12 protein-coding genes are annotated in these 15,049 nt (G+C 68.7%); 4 read left to right on the top strand and 8 right to left on the bottom strand.

What is annotated here, in order from left to right:
- Positions 1-55: 55 nt before the first annotated feature.
- From treZ to AWC14_RS26365, 6 genes are all read right to left on the bottom strand, one after another.
- Positions 56-1,777 carry a malto-oligosyltrehalose trehalohydrolase gene (gene treZ, locus AWC14_RS26390; protein ID WP_045379398.1) on the bottom strand — a complete coding sequence of 574 codons (1,722 nt, stop codon included), beginning with the start codon at positions 1,775-1,777 and terminating at the stop codon, positions 56-58.
- Positions 1,770-4,067, bottom strand: coding sequence for a malto-oligosyltrehalose synthase (gene treY, locus AWC14_RS26385; RefSeq protein WP_045379310.1), 2,298 nt, complete (start codon positions 4,065-4,067; stop codon positions 1,770-1,772). Before treY ends, treZ begins: the two co-directional genes overlap by 8 nt.
- Positions 4,068-4,070: 3 nt before the next feature.
- The gene (gene glgX / locus AWC14_RS26380; protein WP_045379306.1) at positions 4,071-6,251 is read right to left on the bottom strand and encodes a glycogen debranching protein GlgX; all 2,181 of its coding nucleotides are present in this window, start codon (positions 6,249-6,251) and stop codon (positions 4,071-4,073) included.
- 29 nt (positions 6,252-6,280) lie between these two features.
- Positions 6,281-8,446: an acyltransferase family protein gene (locus AWC14_RS26375; protein ID WP_045379303.1), complete on the bottom strand. Its 2,166-nt coding sequence runs from the start codon at positions 8,444-8,446 to the stop codon at positions 6,281-6,283.
- Between the two features lie 57 nt (positions 8,447-8,503).
- Positions 8,504-9,085 (bottom strand): NlpC/P60 family peptidoglycan-binding protein RipD, encoded by a 582-nt coding sequence (gene ripD, locus AWC14_RS26370; RefSeq protein ID WP_045379300.1) that lies wholly within the window; start codon positions 9,083-9,085, stop codon positions 8,504-8,506.
- A gap of 190 nt (positions 9,086-9,275) precedes the next feature.
- Positions 9,276-9,656 carry a hypothetical protein gene (locus AWC14_RS26365; protein ID WP_045379297.1) on the bottom strand — a complete coding sequence of 127 codons (381 nt, stop codon included), beginning with the start codon at positions 9,654-9,656 and terminating at the stop codon, positions 9,276-9,278.
- Positions 9,657-9,698: 42 nt separating this feature from the next.
- Here AWC14_RS26365 and AWC14_RS26360 point away from each other — a divergent pair, with 42 nt between their 5' ends.
- From AWC14_RS26360 to AWC14_RS26345, 4 genes are read left to right on the top strand one after another with little or no spacing between them, the layout of a single operon-like run.
- The gene (locus AWC14_RS26360) at positions 9,699-11,006 is read left to right on the top strand and encodes an adenosylmethionine--8-amino-7-oxononanoate transaminase (RefSeq protein WP_045379294.1); all 1,308 of its coding nucleotides are present in this window, start codon (positions 9,699-9,701) and stop codon (positions 11,004-11,006) included.
- A gap of 3 nt (positions 11,007-11,009) precedes the next feature.
- Positions 11,010-12,173 carry an 8-amino-7-oxononanoate synthase gene (locus AWC14_RS26355; RefSeq protein ID WP_045379291.1) on the top strand — a complete coding sequence of 388 codons (1,164 nt, stop codon included), beginning with the start codon at positions 11,010-11,012 and terminating at the stop codon, positions 12,171-12,173.
- The gene (gene bioD / locus AWC14_RS26350; protein ID WP_045379288.1) at positions 12,170-12,850 is read left to right on the top strand and encodes a dethiobiotin synthase; all 681 of its coding nucleotides are present in this window, start codon (positions 12,170-12,172) and stop codon (positions 12,848-12,850) included. Before AWC14_RS26355 ends, bioD begins: the two co-directional genes overlap by 4 nt.
- A complete protein-coding gene (locus tag AWC14_RS26345; RefSeq protein ID WP_045379286.1) occupies positions 12,850-13,368 on the top strand; it encodes a 2'-5' RNA ligase family protein in 519 nt (172 codons plus the stop codon). The genes bioD and AWC14_RS26345 overlap by 1 nt, the downstream gene beginning before the upstream one ends.
- On the opposite strand, the gene AWC14_RS26340 is transcribed toward AWC14_RS26345, so the two are convergent.
- Together AWC14_RS26340 and AWC14_RS26335 are read right to left on the bottom strand one after the other, a co-directional pair.
- Entirely contained in the window at positions 13,351-14,682 is a 1,332-nt protein-coding gene (locus tag AWC14_RS26340) for a hypothetical protein (protein WP_045379283.1), read from the bottom strand. The two genes, AWC14_RS26345 and AWC14_RS26340, sit on opposite strands and share 18 nt — an antisense overlap.
- Positions 14,679-15,041: a hypothetical protein gene (locus AWC14_RS26335; protein WP_045379395.1), complete on the bottom strand. Its 363-nt coding sequence runs from the start codon at positions 15,039-15,041 to the stop codon at positions 14,679-14,681. The genes AWC14_RS26340 and AWC14_RS26335 overlap by 4 nt, the downstream gene beginning before the upstream one ends.
- Positions 15,042-15,049 lie beyond the last annotated feature (8 nt).

Genomic DNA, 15,049 nt, shown 5'->3' with positions numbered 1-15,049 from the left:
TGCACAGTTGCACACGATTTGCGGCGTTTCGGCGTGCAAACACGCACGCTCGCGGTTAGGCACGCAGGATCGCGAACGAATGCCCGGGCAGTTCGGTCGAGGTGTCGCCGACGTGCGGTGGGTCCCAGGCCAGCACCACCTCACCGGTGACCGGAACCTGCGCCGCGTCGGCGTCGAGGTTGCAGGCGATGGCGAACCGGCCGCGCCGCAGCACGATCCAGCGCTGGTCTTCGTCGTAGTCGATGGTCAGGTCGGCCAGCCACGGATCGGCTAGGTCGGATTCCTTGCGCCGCAACGTCATCAGTTCTCGGTAGACCTCGAGCAGGCGCGCATGGTCGACGGTCTCGACCTCGCCCCAGTCCAGCTTGGAGCGCCGGAAGGTCTGCGGATCCTGCGGGTCGGGGATGTCGTCGGCGGCCCAGCCGTGCTCGGCGAACTCCTTCTTGCGGCCCTCGGCGGTCGCGCGGGCCAGCTCCGGCTCGGGATGCGAGCTGAAGAACTGGAACGGGGTTGACGCACCCCACTCCTCACCCATGAAAAGCATTGCGGTGTACGGAGACCCGAGCACCAGAGCCGCTTTGACGGCGAGTTGGCCGGGGGAGAGGTTCTGCGACGGGCGATCCCCGAGAGCCCGGTTGCCGACTTGGTCATGCGTGCAGCTGTAGGCCAGCAGCCGGGTGGCCGGAATCTTCGACGTGTCCAGTGGCCGGCCGTGGCGGCGGCGCCGGAACGACGAATAGGTGCCGGCGTGGAAGAAACCGTTACGTAGTGTCTTGGCCAAGGTGGCCATGGAGCCGAAATCGGCGTAGTAGCCCTGCCGTTCGCCGGAAACCGCGGTGTGGATGGCGTGGTGGATGTCGTCGTCCCACTGCGCGGTGAGCCCGTAACCGCCTTGGTCGCGGGGCGTGATCAGCCGCGGGTCGTTGAGGTCGCTTTCGGCGACCAGCGACAGCGGCCGGCCGAGTTGCGCTGCGAGCGCATCGGTTTCGGCTGCGAGCTCCTCGAGGATGTGGATCGCGGTGGTATCCACCAGTGCATGAACCGCGTCGAGCCGCAGCCCGTCGGCGTGGAAGTCGCGCATCCAGCGCAGCGCACAGCCGATGATGTAGCGGCGCACCTCGTCGGAGTCCGCGTCGGCGATGTTGATGCCCTCGCCCCACGGGTTGCTGCCCGACGACAGATACGGGCCGAACCGCGGCAGGTAGTTACCCGACGGCCCGAGGTGGTTGAACACCGCGTCGATCAACACCCCGAGGCCGCGGCGATGGCAGGCGTCGACGAACCGCACCAGCCCGTCGGGGCCGCCGTAGGGCTCGTGCACCGCATACCACAGCACCCCGTCGTATCCCCAGCCGTGCGTGCCGGAGAACGCGTTGACCGGCATCAGTTCGACGAAGTCGACTCCGAGATCGACCAAGTAGTCCAGCTTTTCGACGGCTGAGTCGAACGTGCCTGCGGGAGTGAAGGTTCCGAGGTGCAGTTCGTAGATCACCGCGCCCTCGACGGACCGCCCGGCCCAGTCGCCGTCCCTCCAGGCCGCGGCCGAGGGGTCCCACAGTTGCGACCGCTCGTGCACGCCGTCGGGCTGGCGGGCCGAGCGCGGGTCCGGCAGCACCGTGGGGTCGTCGTCGAGCAGGTAGCCGTAGCGGGCGTCGGGCGCGGTGTCGACGGTGGCGTGCCACCACCCGTCGGCCGAGCGGGTCATCGGGTGCACCGTGCCGTCGACGTCAAGGCGCACCCGTTCGGGCTTCGGTGCCCAGACCGCGAATTCAGTCATCGGCACGTTCCAGCAATACGACCGGCAGCTCGGCGAACAACTCGGCGGCCGGCGTCGATCCGCTCCAGCGCTTAGCTGTCAGCGTGTCGGTCCACGAGCCCGCGGGCAGCGGCACGACGGTGTCGCCCCAGCCCGTGTCTTCGAGCCGGAAAGTCCACCGGGTGACCGCGACCAGGACGTCGTCGCCGCGCCGGAACGCCACAACGTGATCGGCTGCCGCGCCGGCGGCGAGCACCGGGTGGTAACCACCCTCCAGGAAGGTGTCCGGTCGGGCGCGCCGCAGCCGCAGTGCGGCCGCGACCACCCGAATTTTGGGATGCTGCAACGTTTTCAGTGCCTCGCGGCGCGCGGTGTAGTCGACCGGGCGGCGGTTGTCCGGGTCGACCAGGCTGTCGTCCCAGAGCTCGGTGCCCTGGTAGATGTCCGGGACGCCGGGAACGGTCAATGCCAGCAGCTTCTGGCCCAGCGCGTCGCTTTCGGCATGCGAATTCAGCTGGGCCACCAGGCTGGTCAGCTCGCGGGCCGCCGGCCCGTCCAGCACCGTGTCGAGCCAGTGGTGAACCGCGCCCTCGAAGTCGCTGTCCGGATCGTGCCAGGCGGTGTGCCAGGCCGCCTCGCGGATCGCCTTTTCGGCGTAGCCGTGCAGCCGCTCGCGCAGCTCCGCGGTGACCTCGCCGTCCACTGGCCACACCCCGAAGATGTTTTGCCACAAGAACAACCCGGTCGCCGGGTCGGGGGAGGGCGTCCTGGTTTCCCAGCGGGCGACGAATTCGGCCCACAGTGACGGCACCTGCGAGAGCACACCGATGCGCGCGCGGACGTCCTCGCCGCGTTTGGTGTCATGGGTGGTCAGCGTCGACATGGTCTGCGGCCACAGCCGGGCCCGGGTGGCGGCGCTGTGGTGGAACTCGGCCGCGCCGACGCCGAACCGCTGCGGGTCGCCGCCGACCTCGTTGAGCGACACCAGCCGAGCGTCGCGGTAGAACAGGCAGTCCTCGACCGCCTTGGCCGTCACCGCGCCGCACAGCTGCTGCAGCCGCACCGCCGGCTCGCCGCCATCGGCCAGCGCGGCGGCGATCAGCTGCAGCGGCGGACCGAGTTCCGGTGCACCGGGCTGGGTTTCGGCCATGGCGGCCGGCAACAAAGCGGCCAGCCCGCGGTAGTCGCTGCGGTATACGCCGACGTGGCCGAGCAGCGCCGCCACCGCGTCGGGCAGCAGCGGATGGTCGGCGCCCGCGGCCGCGACGATGCTGCGACGCAGCCGGGCCAGCTCGCTGGCCAGCGTGACCGTTGCCGCGACGCCCTTGAGTTCACCCAGCAGCGCCGGCATCGCGTGGTAGTCGACGCCGGCAGATTCGAACAATGCCGTCAAAGCCGGCGCCCCGGCGGGGTCGACGAAAAGCCCGCCGATTTCCCGCAACACGTCGTAGCCGGTGGTGCCGGCCACCGGCAGCGTCGGCTCCAGTGCCTCGTCGGCGGCTAGGATCTTCTCGATCACGATCCACGGCCGCGGGCCCAGCAGCTGCCGCAGCCAGTTCAAATAGCCGCTCGGATCGGACAATCCGTCGGGGTGGTCGATCCGAATGCCGTCGACGAGCCCGTCCGCCACCCAGCGGGCCACCTCGGCGTGCCAGGCGTCGAACACCGCGCGGTCTTCTTGGCGCAGGCCGGCCAGCGAGGTGATCGAGAAGAACCGGCGGTAGCCGCATACTCCGTTGCGCCACCCGACCAGCCGGTAGTGCTGGCGGTCGTGCACCTCGGGGCCGGTACCGGTGCCCGTGCCGGGGGCGATCGGGAACGCCAGGTCGCCGAGTCGCAGCAGCTCGCCGTCGACGGTCAGGTCGGCCGCATCGTCGTCGGAACCCAACACCGGCAAGATGATTCGGCCGTCACCGAGATCCCAGTCGATGTCGAAGAACGACGCGTAAGCCGACGAGCGGCCGTGCCGCAACACGTCCCACCACCACGGGTTCTGTTGTGGTTTGTCGATGCCGACGTGGTTGGGCACGATGTCGACGACCAAGCCCATGCCGCGGGCGCGCGCCGCCGCGGACAGCCGGGCCAGGCCTTCGGCGCCGCCGAGTTCTGCCGACACGGTGGTCGGATCGGTGACGTCGTAACCGTGGGTGGACCCGCTGACCGCGGTCATGATCGGCGACAGGTAGACGTGGGACACCCCGAGCTCGTCGAGGTAATCCAGCAGGTCCTCTGCGTCGGCGAACGTGAACGCGAACCCGCTCGACGCGCCGCGCAGCTGCAACCGGTAAGTCGCCAGTACCGGATAAGCCATGCGTTACAACGTCTTACGCAAAACGAGCAGAGCGCGGGCCGGCAGCGAGATCTCGTCGCCGTCGTGGACCACCAGTTCCACGTCCCCGGTGGGATCGGTGGTGTCGAGCACCGCCGTCCACTCGCGGGCGTAGTCGTCGGCAGGCATGACGAAGTCGACTTCGTGGTCATGCGCGTTGAAACACAACAAAAACGAGTCGTCGACAATTCGCTCGCCGCGGCGGTCGGGTTCGGGGATCGCGTCGCCGTTGAGGAACACCGCGATGCCCCTGCCGAAGTCGCTGTCCCAGTCTTCGGGCGTCATCTCCTGGCCGGCCGGTGTCAGCCAGGCGATGTCGCGGACCTCCTCCCCGCGGCGGATCGGTTGGCCGGCGAAGAACCGGCGGCGGCGAAACACCGGATGCTCTGCGCGCAGGCCCGTCACTTTGCGGGTGAACGCCAGCAGGTCGGCGTTCTTGTCCGCCAATGACCAGTCCATCCAAGACAATTCGGAGTCCTGGCAGTAGACGTTGTTGTTGCCCTGCTGGGTGCGGCCCATCTCGTCGCCGTGCGCGACCATCGGCGTGCCCTGCGACACCATCAGGGTGGCCATGATGTTGCGCATCTGCCGGGCCCGCAGTGCCAGGATGTCCGGGTCGTCGGTGGGTCCCTCGACCCCGCAGTTCCACGACCGGTTGTAGCTTTCCCCGTCGCGGTTGTCCTCGCCGTTGGCCTCGTTGTGTTTCTCGTTGTAGGACACCAGGTCGTTCAGCGTGAACCCGTCGTGGGCGACGACGAAGTTGATGCTGGCGGACGGCCGCCGCCCGGTTGCTTCATAGAGGTCCGACGACCCGGTCAGCCGGGACGCGAACTCACCCAGAGTTGCGGGCTCGCCCCGCCAGTAGTCACGCACGGTGTCGCGATATTTCCCGTTCCACTCGGTCCACAAACCTGGGAAGTTGCCGACCTGGTAACCGCCCTCGCCGACGTCCCACGGCTCGGCGATCAGCTTGACCTGGCTGACCACCGGGTCCTGCTGCACCAGATCGAAGAACGCGCTCAATCGGTCGACGTCGTAGAACTCGCGGGCCAGCGTGGAGGCCAAATCGAAGCGGAACCCGTCGACGTGCATCTCGGTCACCCAGTACCGCAGCGAGTCCATGATCAGCTGCAGGGTGTGCGGGTTACGGGCGTTGAGACTGTTGCCGGTGCCGGTGAAATCCTTGTAGAACCTCAGGTCGTCGTCTTCCAACCGGTAATACGCGGCGTTGTCGATGCCGCGGAAGTTGATCGTCGGACCGAGGTGGTTGCCTTCGGCGGTGTGGTTGTACACGACGTCGAGGATCACCTCGATGCCGGCCTCGTGGAAGGTGCGGACCATGGTTTTGAATTCGGCCACCGCCGCGCCGGCCTGTCCGTTCGCCGCGTACTGGTTGTGCGGGGCGAAGAAGCCGAATGTGTTGTAGCCCCAGTAGTTTCGCAACCCCAGCTCGACCAGCCGGTGGTCGTGCAGGAACTGGTGCACCGGCATCAGCTCGATCGCAGTGACATTCAGCGACTTGAGGTGCTCGATGATCGCCGGATGAGCCAGGCCGGCGTAGGTGCCGCGCAGTTCTTCGGGGATACCGGGATGGGTCTGCGTCATCCCCTTCACGTGCGCCTCGTAGATGATCGTTTCGTTGTAGGGAGTGCGCGGTGCCCGGTCCGAGGCCCAGTCGAAATACGGGTTGATCACCACGCTGGTCATCGTGTGGCCGAGCGAGTCAACCCTCGGGGGAGTCCCGGTGTCGGCGGGATCCTTGGCGGCGGCGGCCATGTCGTAGGAAAACAGTGCCTGGCCGAACGTGAAGTCCCCGTCGAACGCCTTGCCGTACGGGTCGAGCAGCAGCTTGCTGGAGTCGCAGCGATGACCGGCGGCCGGCTCGAACGGTCCGTGTACCCGAAAGCCGTAGCGCTGACCGGGCCCGACGTTCGGCAGGTAGGCGTGCCACACGTATCCATCGACCTCTTCGAGGTTGACGCGGGTCTCGGCGCCGTCGTCGTCGTCGATCAGGCACAGCTCGACCTTTTCGGCGACCTCGGAGAACAACGCGAAGTTCGTTCCGCCGCCGTCGTAGGTGGCGCCGAGCGGATAGCTGTTGCCCGGCCATACCGTGGTCAGGGTCGGCACGCTGTCCGATTGCAGGGCTGAGCCATTCGATGCCATCCGTTAAACCTATCCGTGCCGCAGATGGGTCACCACCAGCCGGTCGCCGCAGCGATCTGCCGGCCGAGTTCGCCCGCCAGCGTTCGCATGTAAGTGGCGGACAAATGGTGAGCGTCGTGGTATATCAGCACGTTTCCCTCGACCGCGCGGCACATGTCGGCCCGGCAGATCGCGTCGCTCATGTCCAGTGGCTTCAGTAGCGGGAACTGCCCGACGAAATCGAGGGTCGGGTTGTGGTCGGACAGCACCTCGGAGCGCTTGATTCCGCACGACTGCGCGTTGCCGCCCTTGGCCAGGCAGTCAGCCGGCTGGAAAGGGTTGCCGTCTTTGACCAGCCACGGCGTGTCCCGCATGGCCAGTACCGGAATGTTGTTGTCGGAGAACGCCTGCCAGATGCCGATGTAGGTTGCCGGCATCACGTCGCCGGGTTTGATGTTCCACGGCCGGGTGGACGTGGTGAACACGTAGTCGGGACGGTCCGCGATCACCTTGGCCATGGTCTTTTGTACCCACTCGTGGCACTGCGGATACGCCTCGTTGTTGCCCATGATCAACGGGACTTCCTCGGTGGACAGCGGGCAGCCCATCTTCAGGTAGGTCACCACCTTGAAGTGGTGCATGCGCCCCAGCAGATCGAGTGCGGTGAGCCAGTGTTCGGCGTGCGACCCGCCGGCCAGTGCGATGGTGCGGGTGGCGTCGTGGTCGCCGTAGGTGCAGTTGATCAGCGCGGGGTTGTTGAAGTCACTGATGCAGCCGTCCCGGGTCGACGGGGGCAGGTCCTTCTCGGCTTCCAACACCGTCGGTCGCATCCGCAGCTTGGGCACCCGCACGTGCTTGACCAGCGCCCGTGCCCCCGGGTAGTCGCGTGCACTGAGCCCGCTGAGCTCCTTGCCGTCGGCGCGCTGCACGGTGACATGCTCGCGCCAGGTGAACGATGTGGCGGTGAGCGTGACGCCCAGCAGCGCCACCACCGAACCCAGCGCGATCGTCGGCCGGCGCAGCCGCTGCCGCCACGGAATCACCGGCTGCGGCGCGGGGTTGGCCGGCGCCCTGTACCGCAGCGGATCCTCGACATGCCGCAGGGTCAGGTAGGCCAGCACGCCGGAGATCAGCAACACCGCGCTGCCCTCGATGAAGTTGGCCCGCCGGTGGCCCGTATAGGACAGCCAGAAGATCAGCAGCGGCCAGTGCCACAGGTACAGCGAATAGGCCATCGCTCCAAGCGTCACCAGGGGCCCCGCGGCCAGCATGCGGTTAGGCAGTGGCAGCCGGTCGCGGGTGCCGGGATCGGCCTGCCGGTTGGCCCCGGCCAGGATGAACAGCACCGTCGCGCCGACCGGGACCAGTGTCCACGGCCCGGGGAATTCCCGGACGCCGTCGATGAGCGCACCGCAGGACACGATCGCCGCCAGCGCGACGGTCGCGACCAGCGTGCGCAGCCACATCGGCCAGCGGATGTAGGGGACCAGCGCGCCGGCCAGCGCCCCCAGCAGCAGCTCCCAGCCCCGGGCGAAGCTGTTGTAGTAGGCGGTAGCCTGATTGGCCTGGTGCGCGAAGATCGCGAACACGAACGACGCCGCCGTCAACGCGCTCAGCACCACGATGAACGTGGTCCGCAGGCGCTGGCCGAAGCGACGCCGGCACACGTACGCCACGCCGAAGACCAGCGCCAGAAATGCGATGTAGAACTGGCCCTGCACAGACATCGACCAGATGTGCTGCAGCGGGCTGACCGCCTCGCCCGCACGCAGGTAGTCGGCCACGGTGTGGGCCAGCTCCCAGTTCTGGTAGTAGCCCAGGCTGGCCAGGCTCTGGTTGGCGAAGGTTTCCCAGCGGGTCTGCGGCTGCACCAGGATCGTCAGCACCGCACAGCCGGCCAGCACCACCACCAGCGCCGGCAGCAGGCGGCGCACCAGCCGGGTCACTTCGGGCAGCAGCGAGAGCGACGACGCGGGGTTGAGCGCGGTGCGAAGCACCTTGCCGCCGAAGAAGAATCCGGACAGTGCGAGGAACACGTCGACGCCGCCGGAGACCCGCCCGAACCAGACGTGGAACATCGCGACCAACGCGATCGCGATGCCGCGCAGGCCGTCGAGATCGTGGCGGTAGAAGCCTGTCTTGCGGTTCCCCATCGCGACCGGTGCAGGATCCGAACGGGCCGCGGGCGCCGGGCGGGTCGGGGACAGGGCAATCATGATCGACAGTCAATTTACCTAACCTGTCGACCGTCCCCGGCGCGCTCGTAGCTCGGGTTACTCGATGATCCGGGTCAGGTACGGCGTCATGTTGCTGGTACGTGCGGCCGAGACCGTGACGGCGGGCTCGGTCGCTTCGATCATCTGGCCGTTGCCCAGGTAGATCGCGACGCTCTGGCTGCCGCCGGGGCCGTAGCAGATCAGGTCGCCGCGCCGGGCTTGCGCGGGCGGGACCTTGCGCCCGACGTTGCATTGCTGGCCGGAGGTCCGCGGCATCTTGATTCCGGCGCCGGCGAAGGCGTATTGGACCAGACCGGAGGCGTCGAACCCGACGGTGCCCGTGTTGGGGACGGTCGCAGCACCCGGCAGGGTGGGGGTGCCCGGGTAGGTGCCGGCCCGGGGCACCGTGCTGATACCCGGGACGGTGTTTCCGCTCTGGCGGACGCCGTTGGTGGGCCCGGAAGCGTTGCCGCCGCCGTAGACATACGGCACTCCGCGCTGGGACAGGGCGCGCTGGATCACGATGTCGATGGGTTGTCCATACCCCGTTCGCTGGTCGGCGGCCGCGACGCCGGGGTTGACGACCGCGGGGGCCGCCAACACCGCCAGTCCGGCCGCGACGGCGTAGACGCGTTTCATGGGATTCCACCCCTCTCGACCGCTGCATTCACAGCAGCCACTTGAGTCACTCTTGTAACAGAGAGTACCGGCGGCGGAGGCGTCGGCTAAGCCGGCGAGGAGAAATTTGTCGGACCGTGACCCAACGGTGACCGCGTGTCAGCGAAAGCCGAATCTCGCGCGGCCCGTTGTGATTTGGCTCTCACTCCCGTCAGTGCCAATAGGGTTGGCTGAAGGCGGTTATCGCCGCGCCGGCCAGTGAGCTGAGCATGACGATCGCGACCGCCAGCAGCGGCCAGAAGAACAGGTACCAGCCCTTCACCAGGGATACCAACGGGCCGATCACCGCCGCGGCCGCCGCCGCGCCGATACCGCCCCACACCACCGGGTAGATCCATTGGTCGATCCCGAACGGCACCGGTGGGCAGCTGTCGGCGGGACACACGTCGGCGAGGAAGCCGAACAGCACCGAAGGCAAACCCGTCGTGGCGGCCACGACCACGACGACCACCCATATCACGGCGGTGCAGATCAGGTCCCAGACGGCCAGACGAACCCGGGGCCTCGGCGGTTGGTCCTCCTCGGCGGCCATGGCGCTGGAGCTTAGCCGCCCGGCGACCTAACCTCAGTCTCCATGCCTGCGTTGACCCCGTCCCAGATCAGCGCGATCGACGCTGCCCATCTGTGGCATCCCTACAGCACCATCGGCGCGGAAGCCGTCGCGCCCGTGGTTGCGGTCGGCGCCCACGGCGCGTGGTTGACGCTGATCCGCAACGAGGGGCCGGTCGAAGCGCTGGATGCGATGAGCTCCTGGTGGACCGCGATCCACGGCCACGGCCACCCTGTGCTGGACAAGGCGCTGGCCGCCCAGCTCGACACGATGAACCACGTCATGTTCGGCGGGCTGACCCACGAGCCCGCCGCCCGGCTGGCGCAGCTGCTGGTCGACCTGACGCCCGCGGGGCTGGAGACTGTGTTCTTTTCCGACTCCGGATCGGTGTCGGTGGAGGTCGCGGTCAAGATGGCGCTGCAGTACTGGCGCAGCCGCGGCGAGTACGCCAAACGCCGGCTGATGACCTGGCGTGGCGGCTACCACGGCGACACCTTCACCCCGATGAGCATTTGCGACCCCGACGGCGGCATGCACAAGCTATGGGCCTCCGGCGAAACTTCAGTGCTGGCCCCGCAAGTGTTCGCCCCGCAGGTGCCCCGCGACTACGACCCGGACTACAGCGCCGCGTTCGAGGCGCAACTGGCCGAGCATGCCGCCGAGCTGGCCGCGGTGGTCGTCGAACCCGTCGTGCAGGGCGCCGGCGGGATGCGTTTTCACGACCCGCGCTACCTGACCGACCTGCGCGAGATCTGCACCCGGTACGGGGTGTTGCTTGTTTTCGACGAGATCGCCACCGGCTTCGGGCGCACCGGCGAGTTGTTCGCCGCCGACCACGCCGGGGTCAACCCCGACATCATGTGCGTCGGCAAGGCGCTGACCGGCGGCTACCTGAGCCTGGCGGCCACGCTGTGCACCACCGAAATCGCGCACACGATCAGCTCCGGGACGGCCGGTGCTTTGATGCACGGGCCGACGTTCATGGCCAACCCGCTGGCCTGCGCGGTATCGGTGGCCAGCGTGGAACTGCTGCTCGGGCAGGACTGGCAGACCACGGTTGCCGGGATCAGCGGCGCGCTGACCACCGGCCTGGAACCCGCCCGCGGGTTGCCCGCCGTGACCGATGTGCGGGTATGCGGCGCCATCGGCGTCATCGAATGCGACCGACCGGTCGACCTGGCCGTGGCCACCCCCGCGGCGCTGGACCGCGGGGTATGGCTGCGGCCGTTCCGCAACCTGATCTACGCCATGCCACCGTTCATCTGCACACCCGCCGAGATCGCGCAGGTCACCTCCGCCATGGTCGACGTCGCCCGCCTCGTAGGCTCTTAGCCAATGACGCAGATCGACGTGTCGCCGCTGGCCTGGCTGGAGGCGGTGGAACAGCAGCGCCGCGCGGCGGGGTTGCGGCGCTCGCTGCGGCCGCGCCCGCCGGTGGCCACCGAGCTCGACTTGGCGTCCAACGACTATCTGGGCCTATCGCAGCATCCCGCCGTCATCGAGGGTGGCGTGGACGCGCTGCGCACCTGGGGGACCGGCGCGACGGGGTCGCGGCTGGTCACCGGCGACACCGAGCTGCACCAGGAATTCGAGGCCGCGCTCGCCGAATTCGTCGGCGCCGCAGCGGGTTTGGTGTTCTCGTCGGGCTACACCGCCAACCTCGGCGCGGTCGTCGGGCTGTCCGGTCCGGGATCGTTGCTGGTGTCCGACGCCTACTCGCACGCGTCGCTGGTCGACGCGTGCCGGCTGTCGCGGGCCCGGGTGGTCGTCACCGGCCACCGCGATGTCGACGCCGTCGAGGCGGCGTTGGCGGCGCGCGACGAGGAGCGCGCCGTCGTCGTCACCGACTCGGTGTTTTCTGCCGACGGCGCGCTGGCACCGTTGCGGCAGCTGCACGAGGCCTGCCGCCGGCATCGCGCGCTGCTGATCGTCGACGAGGCGCACGGCCTGGGGGTGCGCGGCGACGGCGGCCGCGGGCTGCTGCACGAGCTCGGGCTGGCCGGCGCGCCGGACGTCGTGATGACGACGACGCTGTCCAAGGCGCTCGGCAGCCAGGGCGGTGCGGTACTCGGCTCGACCGCCGTGCGTGACCACCTGATCGACGCCGCCCGGCCGTTCATCTTCGACACCGGGCTGGCGCCCGCAGCGGTGGGCGCGGCACTGGCGGCGCTGCGGGTGCTGGGCGCCGAGCCGTGGCGGCCCAAAGCGGTGCTGCAGCACGCGCGCACGCTGGCGCAGATCTGCAATTCTGCCGTGCCGGTGGGGGCACCTCCCGCTTGCGGGGGATCGGCCGTCGTCTCGGTGATCCTCGGCGACCCCGAGGTGGCGCTGGCCGCCGCCACCGCCTGCCTGGACGCGGGGGTGCGGGTCGGCTGCTTCCGGCCGCCGACGGTGCCCGCCGGCACCTCGCGGCTGCGGCTGACGGCGCGCGCCTCGCTGGACGCCGACGAGCTCGACTTGGCCCGCCGCGTGCTCACCGACGTGCTGTCAGGCCGTTGACCGTTCTCGTCGTCACCGGAACAGGCACCGGGGTCGGCAAGACGGTCGCCACCGCCGCGCTGGCCAGCCACGCCCGGCAGCACGGCGTCGACGTCACGGTGTGCAAACCCGTGCAGACCGGCACCGCCGCCGGCGACGACGACCTCGCCGAGGTAACCCGGTTGTCCGGAGTCACCAAAGCGTTTGGACTGGCGCGCTATCCGCAGCCGATGGCACCGCTGGCTGCTGCCGAGCAGGCCGGGACGATCCTGCCCACCCGTGACGACGTGACAGAACTGGTCCGCGGCATCGACCGGGAAGGCCGCTTGACCCTCGTCGAAGGTGCGGGCGGCTTACTGGTCGAGCTGGCGCAGGACGGAATCACGTTGCGCGACATCGCTATTGGCCTGGGTGCGGCGGTGCTGGTGGTGGCCACCGCTGAGCTGGGCACCCTCAACCACACCGCGCTCACCTTGGAAGCCCTAAGCACACAAGGACTTTCGTGTGCAGGGTTGGTGGTCGGCAGCTGGCCAGCACAGCCCGGCGTGGTGGAGACGTCGAACCGGCAAGCGCTGGAGCGGCTGGCGCCGGTGCGGGCCGCGCTGCCCGAACGGGCAGGGGCGATGACGCCCGCGGAATTCTCCGCCATGAGCGCGAAGGCGTTCGACGCTGACTGGGTGACGTCACTGGTCGGCTGATGGTTCATTCGATCGAGCTGGTCTTCGACCCCGACAGCGAGACGGCCATCCGCCGGATCTGGGAAAGCTTGGCCGCCGCCGGGATACCCAGCCAGGCACCGGCGTCGCGTCCGCACGTGACGCTGGTCGTGGCCGACCACATTGCGCCGGACGTCGACGCGCTGCTGGAACCCGCCGCGCAGCGGCTCCCGCTGCCCTGCACCGTCGGGGCGTCGCTGCTGTTCGGCAAGAGCAGCGCCATTCTGACGCGGCTCGTGGTGCCGACGGCCGACCTGCTAGCGCTGCATGCGGAGGTGTACCGGCGCTGCCTTCCGTACATGACGCCGGCGCCCATGCCCAACTGCCTGCCCGGCCAGTGGACCGCGCACACCACGCTGGCCCGCCGGGTGGGCGGACATCAACTGGGCCGGGCGCTGCGCATCGCGGGACGCCCGGCGCAGCTGGACGGCAGCTTCGTCGGGCTGCGCCGCTGGGACGGCAACACGCGTACCGAATACCTGCTATCCGCCGAACAGTAGATACAACCCGGTGAACGTGTAGCCGACCATGACCAGCATCATGGTGAGCTGGCCGGTGAGCTGATGGCCGGCGGGCAGCAACCTCAACGCCTTGTCATGGGCCGCGATCACCGCCACGATGTGGCCGGTCACCACGCAGGTCACCTTGACCGCGGCCAGCACCGACGGATGCATCGACAACACATACGCAACGTGTAAATGGGCCAGTCCCAACAAGTTCCAGCCCCGGCCCAGCGGATCGGCCAGCGCGAAGACGGCCTGCTGGCCGCGCTCGACGAGATACGACAGGTAGTGGGCGAAGATGTAGCCCACCACGATCGGGATCAGCGAGTGCGCCATCTGCCCGGGCAGAGCGCGACGCTGGTCGCGGTCCACCCCGCCGGTCGCCCGCGCAGCCAACGAAAACGTCAGCGCCACAACGCAAATGGACACCAGAAGTCCGATGGTTCGCAGCGCCGGCGACGGCACGGTGGGCGCGAGCCGGTCGGCGAAATTGCGCCACGTCGGCGACGCCGAGTAGCTGTCGAACGCGGTCGACCCCAGCAGCACCGCCACCATGGCGACCACTCCCGGCCGAACCGGCAGCGACGGCAGATGGTCGAACGGGTTGCCGATCACGATCTGCCCGGACACCGCGTTTCGGCGAAACGGCGAAAGCCGTGACACCGCCATGCTGTACACCCCGAACGGGTCGACCCGCGCCAGCCACCGCTGCCCGCACAGCCAGGCCCCGCCGAGCAACACCACGGCGTAGGTCAGCAGCCACCAGCGGACCCACGGCAGCGACGCCGGGTTGGGGCTCGCCAATTCCATCCAGACGAACGCGAACAACCCCGCCGCGGCGGGCCGGTAGCCCCAGCTTTCGGGATAGGACAGCCGCGGTCGGCTGAGCCGTTCCGGCGTGGCGCGCCGCAGCAGCAGATAGAGCGTGCGCACCGGCGAGATCACCCGCCACACCGGACCGAACAGCAGCGAAGCCGCCACCAAGCCGACCCACAGCAGCACATAGAACACCCCGAGCAGTGCGTTGTTCGGGTTTTGTGGCCCCCACAGCCCGGCCATCACCACCCACGCGGTAAACAGCAGCGCCGCTGCCGCCGCCAACGCGCGGGTCGACCGGGCGTCCACCAGCGCGGTGACCACTTCCGGCAACGGGTGTCCGGGCTTGTCCGGATCGAATCTCGGCTTGCGCCAGGCGAACGCGGCCAACGCGAAGGTGAACGTCAACGCCCAGGCGGCGCCGATCATCGCATAGGCATACGGGACCGGCAGGTCGCTCGAGCCGCCCAGGCCGTGCGCCAGGACCGACGTCACGGCCGCACTTGGATCGTCGCGATCGTCCGGTCCAGGTGATGCAGCTCGACGTCGACGTTGCCCGGAACGTCGACGCTGAACTGGAAGGTCTGGTTTGGTGCGGCCGCAACTTCGAACCTGTGGTCCGGCACCGAGTGCACGTGCAGCTCGTCGGCGGCGTCGCTGCTGACCCGGAACGTGATCGGCTGGTGGACCTTCGCCTGCAGCGTCGCGTTAGCCGGGGTGACGTGACCGTGGGCGATGGTGACGTCGACGACCAGCGCGTTGGCCGACGCGCCCTTGTCCGGTGAACCGCCGCACCCGACGAGACCGCAGATCGGGACTGCAGCAACGGTGATCAGCGCGCTGCGTATCCTCATCGACCCCA

This window comes from Mycobacterium kyorinense (genome assembly GCF_002101735.1).
Classification (GTDB): Bacteria; Actinomycetota; Actinomycetes; order Mycobacteriales; family Mycobacteriaceae; genus Mycobacterium; species Mycobacterium kyorinense.
This window is presented reverse-complemented; position numbering and strand designations above follow the sequence as displayed.